Source organism: Desulfocurvus vexinensis DSM 17965 (assembly GCF_000519125.1).
GTDB classification, from domain to species: Bacteria; Desulfobacterota; Desulfovibrionia; order Desulfovibrionales; family Desulfovibrionaceae; genus Desulfocurvus; species Desulfocurvus vexinensis.
The window spans coordinates 1-5617 of sequence record NZ_JAEX01000045.1 but is presented as its reverse complement, the minus strand read 5'-3'; the positions used below and the strand labels follow the sequence as shown (position 1 = coordinate 5617).

General features: G+C 69.7%; 3 protein-coding genes, 1 tRNA gene and 1 pseudogene. 1 reads left to right on the top strand and 4 read right to left on the bottom strand.

Going from position 1 to position 5617, the window contains the following annotated elements; translation table 11 throughout:
• Positions 1–381: 381 nt before the first annotated feature.
• From G495_RS0114380 to G495_RS0114370, 3 genes are all read right to left on the bottom strand, one after another.
• On the bottom strand, positions 382–2097 hold the full coding sequence (locus G495_RS0114380) for a uracil-xanthine permease family protein (RefSeq protein ID WP_028588347.1): 1716 nt from the start codon (positions 2095–2097) through the stop codon (positions 382–384).
• 226 nt (positions 2098–2323) lie between these two features.
• The gene (gene plsY / locus G495_RS19445; protein ID WP_051445414.1) at positions 2324–2938 is read right to left on the bottom strand and encodes a glycerol-3-phosphate 1-O-acyltransferase PlsY; all 615 of its coding nucleotides are present in this window, start codon (positions 2936–2938) and stop codon (positions 2324–2326) included.
• Positions 2939–3032: 94 nt separating this feature from the next.
• The gene (locus G495_RS0114370; RefSeq protein WP_028588346.1) at positions 3033–4802 is read right to left on the bottom strand and encodes an FG-GAP repeat domain-containing protein; all 1770 of its coding nucleotides are present in this window, start codon (positions 4800–4802) and stop codon (positions 3033–3035) included.
• A 323-nt stretch (positions 4803–5125) separates the two neighbouring features.
• Here G495_RS0114370 and G495_RS0114365 point away from each other — a divergent pair.
• A tRNA-Leu gene (locus G495_RS0114365) sits at positions 5126–5212 on the top strand.
• 152 nt (positions 5213–5364) lie between these two features.
• Here the strand turns inward: G495_RS0114365 and G495_RS22265 are convergent.
• A pseudogene (locus G495_RS22265) lies at positions 5365–5617 on the bottom strand (DNA adenine methylase); the annotation flags it as partial.

The following is a 5617-nucleotide window of genomic DNA, read 5'->3' as shown; positions in this document are numbered from 1 at the left end:
AAATTCCCCCGCTCCCCCCTCTCCCGGACCCACACCCCCCTCACCCCCAAAATGCGCTCTCGGGGGAAAGGTTGGGGGGGGCGGGGTTGGGGGAAGGGGCCAGAGAAACGGGCGGGGCCTGCCCCGTGACCAGCCAGACCCCAAAAATTTCGAGCCGGATTCCCGCAAGGGAATCCGGCCCGAGGAGTTTTCCAGTTTGGCCAGGGTGTGCCCATCCTCCCGCCCTGCCCCCGCCCCGGGTGGTTGCGGCGCTTCGCCGCAGCCAGCCGGGGCGGCGTATGGGGCCCCTGGGCCCCCGGCCCCTCGCGGGGGGTGCAGGGGGGCAGCGCCCCCCCGGGCCTGCGGCCCTGCCGGGGTCCGGGGCAGCGCCCCGGGGCAAGGCTAGGACGTGAGGAACGAGATGAAGGAATAGCCGGATATCTCGATGTGCTTCACGTCGCGCGCGTAGCCTGCGAAAAGGACCATGCCGAGCTGGCGCAGTTCGTCGGGCTTGGCGCTGAACAGGCTTTCGGGCACGGCGAAGTTGTTGATGTCGTCCATCTGGTGGCCGCAGATCATCTCCGTGAAGACGCCGTCCTCCACGCGCGAGATGCGCACGGTCAGGAAGCGGTCCGCGTCGGGGCTGGGCGCTCCGGCCATGTGGCAGAAGACTTCCTCGCAGCACAGCGACAGGATGTTGAACGACTCCGGGGACAGGTCGAGCCGGGTGCGCCCGGCCTCCAGCAGGCGCTGCATCTCGGGCAGCACCTCCACGCGGGCCGGGAACGTGCCGTCCACGGAGCGCCTGGGCAGCAGCCAGGCCACGGCGCTCAGGCCGAAGGCCGTGAACCCGCCCACGGCCACGCTGTTGGCCAAAAGCGGGCTCAGGGCATCCGGCACCAGGCCGGGGAAGTACGACCCGCTCTGGGCCACCAGCCCCACGGCCATGGACAGGCCGAGGATGATGCCGTGCTGGTTGCTCAGGCGGTTCATGGTCACCAGCCCGATGCCCGCGTGGAACAGCATGGCCACGATGACCACCAGGAACCCGCCCATCACCGGGCCGGGCATGTCCAGCATGAAGGCCCCGGCCTTGGGCATGAAGGCCAGCAGGAGCAGCAGGGCCCCGCCCATGGCCCCCACCCGCCGCGAAGCCACCCCGGTCATCTCCACCAGGGGCAGGTTGTCGCAGTATACCGAGGGCACGGCGGTGCCCAGCATCCCGGCGGCGACCTTGCTCAACCCGTCGCAGTACAGCCCGCTCTGGATGCGGTCGTAGGACACGCGGCGGAAATTGCGCTGGGAAATCTGCTGCACGAGCATGATGTTGCCCGTGTTTTCGATGACGCTGATGAGCATGGCGATGGCAAAGGCCAGCAGCAGCGGCACATGCAGGCCCGAAAGCTCCAGCTCCAGCCCCGGCCAGGCCAGGGGCGGCAGGCCGAACCAGGGCGCTGCGGCGAAATGCTCGAAATGCAGCTGCCCCACGCCCCAGGCCGTAACGTAGCCGCAGACCAGGGACAGCAGCGGCCCCCACAGCTTGAGCGCCCTGTTGCCGAAGAGCATGCACAGCGTCATGGGCAGGGCCGTGGCCAGGCCCACGGCGAACTGGATGCGGGTGTCCCCGGGCGAGCCGCCCCCGCCGCCGCTCCACAGGTCCAGCGCCACGGGCACCATGGCCATGGCGATGAGCAGGACCACCACGCCGCCCACGCCGGGGGTGATGATATGCCGGAAGAAGCGGATGAAATAGGTATACAGGAACACCAGGGGCACCGTGAGCAGGGACATGGTGGCCAGGGTGGCGAAGCCGCCCATGCGCACCGCGTCCAGGGAGCAGACCAGAAAGGCGCTGTAGGAGCCGGTGAAGAGGATGAACCCCGCGCCGATGCCCAGGGTGCGCCTGCTTTGCAGGAAGGTGAACACCGCCGCCACCAGCAGCGTCCCGAAGGTCACGAAGCGCAGCGTGTCCGGGGCCACGTCCAGGGTCTTGCCGATGACGTTGGGGATGAACAGGATGCCGTCGAAAATGACCAGCACATGGGTCAGGGCCAGGGCTGCACACAAGGGCAGGGAGGGGGTTTCATCGACATCGTAGCGCAGCGCGTCCCGTTGCATGTGCCCTTCTTGCGGTTGCGGGGTGCAGGCGGAAAATCCAGGCAGGCAGCAGCCTTGTACTGCCGTCCCCGCCGAGGGGCAACCCCGTGCGGGCCGGGGCGGATGGAGCGGATGCCGGAACGGGCTCGCGCGGGTTCCGGCGCTTCCTGGCGCGTGTGTTGCCCCCTGCCCGTGGGGCCGGGGGCGCTTTCGGGCGGGGCGAGGCCCGCAGGCCGGGGGCGGGGCCTCAGTCCTCTTCGGCGGCGGGGTCGGGCTGGGCGTCCTTCTTGCGCCAGGGCTTTTCCTCGCCGCGCGCCAGGCGCTGGATGTTCTCGCGGTGGCGCCAGAAGATCAGGGCCATGACGGCCAGGCCGAGGGCGGCGTAGGTCAGCTGCCCGGTGAGCAGCATGGCCACGGGCAGGGCGGCGGCCAGGGTCAGCGACCCCAGGGACACATAGCCCGAGCGGGCGATGACCGCCACGCACAGCAGGCAGGAGATCAGGGTCGGCCAGAAGGACAGGGCCACGAAGGCGCCGATGGTGGTGGCCACGGCCTTGCCGCCCTTGCCGCGCAGGAACACGGAATAGCAGTGCCCGGTGATGGCGGCGCCCGCAGCCAGGGCGAGGAACAGGGGCGAGTCGGTGAAGGTGCGCGCCAGGGCCACGGGGGCCAGGCCCTTGCCCAGGTCCAGAGCCAGGGCCAGCACGCCGTATTTGAAGCCGCACAGCCGGGCGATGTTGGTGGCGCCGGTGTTGCAGCTGCCCGCGGTGCGCGGGTCCACGCCGCAGAGCTTGCCCACGATGAGGCCGAAGGGCACGGCTCCGAGCAGGTAGGCGAAGGCGATCCATCCGATGGTCAGCATGGGCGGTCTCCGGGTTTGTGTGTGCCCATGGCGTACAGCAATTGCGCCCGCCGGGCAAGGGCCCGGCCCCGGGCAGGGGCCGGGCCGCCGGGCGCTACCGGCCCCGGTTGTAGTAGATGTAGGTGCCCTTGTCGCAGTTCCAGTTGGTGTACACGAGGTCGGGCAGCGACGAATAGAGGTAGCTGATCTGCACGGTGTCTCCGGCCAGGATGGGCTGGGTGAAGGCCACCCAGTTGCGCCCCGGCACGGTGCGGTAGCCGCCCTTGGGCAGGGCCGCGCCGTTGACGGCCACGGCGTAGACGGTCACGGGGCTTTGCTGCTGCACGTAGAGCACGCGCATGTGGTCCTGCCCGGGCTTCCAGTAGCGGGCGACATAGGCGGAATCGATGACGAAGCTGTCCTGGCCCACGGTCAGTTCGCCGATGTCCAGGTCGGCGGTCTGGATGGATTCGATGACCGAGGTGGCGGTGGTGGTCCAGTCGGGGCTGGTGGAGGCGGTGGCGTCGTTGCCCTGGAAGTAGAGCAGGGTGCCGTCGAGGTCGTTGCGCCCGGGGTCGTTCCAGCGGTGGGTCAGGATGTCCAGGTTGCCGTCCTGGTTCAGGTCCACCAGATGGATGGCCGAGCCCCAGCCGCCCTGGTCGGACTGCCAGTCGGGCCAGCTGGTGCGCGGGGCGTACTGGATGATGTAGGGATCCAGGAAGCGGTAGAGGGAGAAGCCGCCGCGCCCGTTGCCGATGTAGTTGCTGGACGAGGTGGCCAGGGTGGGCACGTCGTCGGGGCGGGCGGAGGCCGCGTTGTGCAGGGTGCGGGCGAAGTCGATGCCGTTGCCGTAGTAGTTCACGTCGTTGCTGGTCCAGCCCGGGCTGGTGTCGATGCTGCCGTCGTTGCGGCCCAGGTAGGCGCGCACGGGGGCGGAGTCGAAGACGATGTCCATGAACCCGTCGGCGTTCACGTCGGCGAAGACGCAGCCCATGGCCACGAAGGCGTCGGCGGAGACCCAGCCGGGGGTCGTGCTCAGGCCCTTGCCGGTGTTGTAGTAGATGCGGTTTTGGACCTCGTAGGGCGGGTCGGGGTTGGCCGTGGCGCCCAGGGAGGTGGCCCCGGGAGCCGGGCGGTGCTTGCGCGCGGCGCTGGCGGCGCTGTCGCAGGGCTGGGTGGCCCAGACCTCCTCGGAGGGGATGGGCTCGCCGCAGGCCACGGCCAGGTCCAGCAGGCCGTCGCCGTTGGCGTCGGCCAGGTCCAGCCCGAAGGAGGGGAACCCGGTGACGCGCCAGGAGGCCGTGGTTTCCAGGGTGCCGCCGCGGTTGAAATAGACCTTGGCGCCGCCCTTGGCGTACTCGTTGCGCGGGCCCAGGAAGATGGACACGGCCACGTCGTTGTAGCCGTCGCCGTCGATGTCGCCCACGGCCACCAGGGCGTTGTGCTCGCCGTAGAGGCCGTCCACGGTGTCGGTGGAATGCCAGTCGGGCGTGGTGGGGAACTTGCCGTGGCCGTCGTTGTAGTAGACCTGGACCTGTTGCAGGGCCTTGTCGTTGCCGCTGGCCACGATGAGGTCGGGGTATTTGTCGCCGTTGATGTCGGCCAGGGCCAGGCCGGTGCCGTAGTCGCCGCCGCTGGTGCCGTCCCAGAAGGGGTTGGTGCTGAAGTCGGGGTTGGTGGCGTAGGGCGGGGCCGAGGCCAGGGGCTCGGCCTGGGGCTGGGCGCCGACGCCCAGCAGGGAACACCCGGCCAGCAGGGCCAGGGCCAGGGCAGGGGCCAGGATGCGGGCCAGGGCGCGGCGGGCGAGGGTCAGGGCCGGGGCGGGCGCCGTGGGGCTGGCCGCACGGGGGCTGCGGGCGCGGGGTGTCCGGGGTGCGGGGGGCATGGGGAACCTCCGTATGCAGTTGCGGATATGGACGATGCGCAACGGCTACCACGCCCGGGCCGGGAAGGGAAGCGGGCAGGAAATCCGGTGCGGGAGGGCGCGGGAGGGGTGCGCGGAGGACGTGGCGCAGAAGCAGGGCCCCGCGCCGGGCGAAGGCCTTGGCCCCGGAGCGGGCGCCCGGCTCCCGCGCGTAGCCCTCGCCGGGGGGGATAAGGCCATGGTCGCCCCCGCCGGGGTCACCAAGGGCATCGGGCGCCGCTTCCGCCCGCCGGGAGAAAGCGCTTGCTTTTCCGCGCCCCCTGTGCCAGACAAGGCCCCCACACGCCGAAGTGGTGGAACTGGTAGACACGCCATCTTGAGGGGGTGGTGACCTCACGGTCGTGGGAGTTCGAGTCTCCCCTTCGGCACCAGAAGACAACAGGGGCCGCAACGCAAGTTGCGGCCCCTGTCTTGTGTCTGGCGGGGCGAGTGCTCTCCGCAGCCGCTGTAACGCGCCACTTATCTTTGGATTTTCCACGCCACTTATCTTTGGATAGCCGGGGCGGCCTTCCCGCCCCGGTCTTTAGATGTCGCAGAGGTTGAGCTGGTTGGTCGGGGGTTCGTAGTTGGTGATGAACACTTCACGGACCATCGCGTTGGCCTCACGGGCGGCGGTGTAGGTGGTCTTGGTGGCCTTGATGCGGAAGCCCTGGAAGGTCGCGCGGACCTCGGGGGTGTCGTTGAGGCTGAGCAGGAAGCGGCCCCGGATGGTAGCCAGGCGCTCAGCCATTACCTCGAACTCACTGCGCGAGAACAGGCCCTTGCCGTAGTAGTCC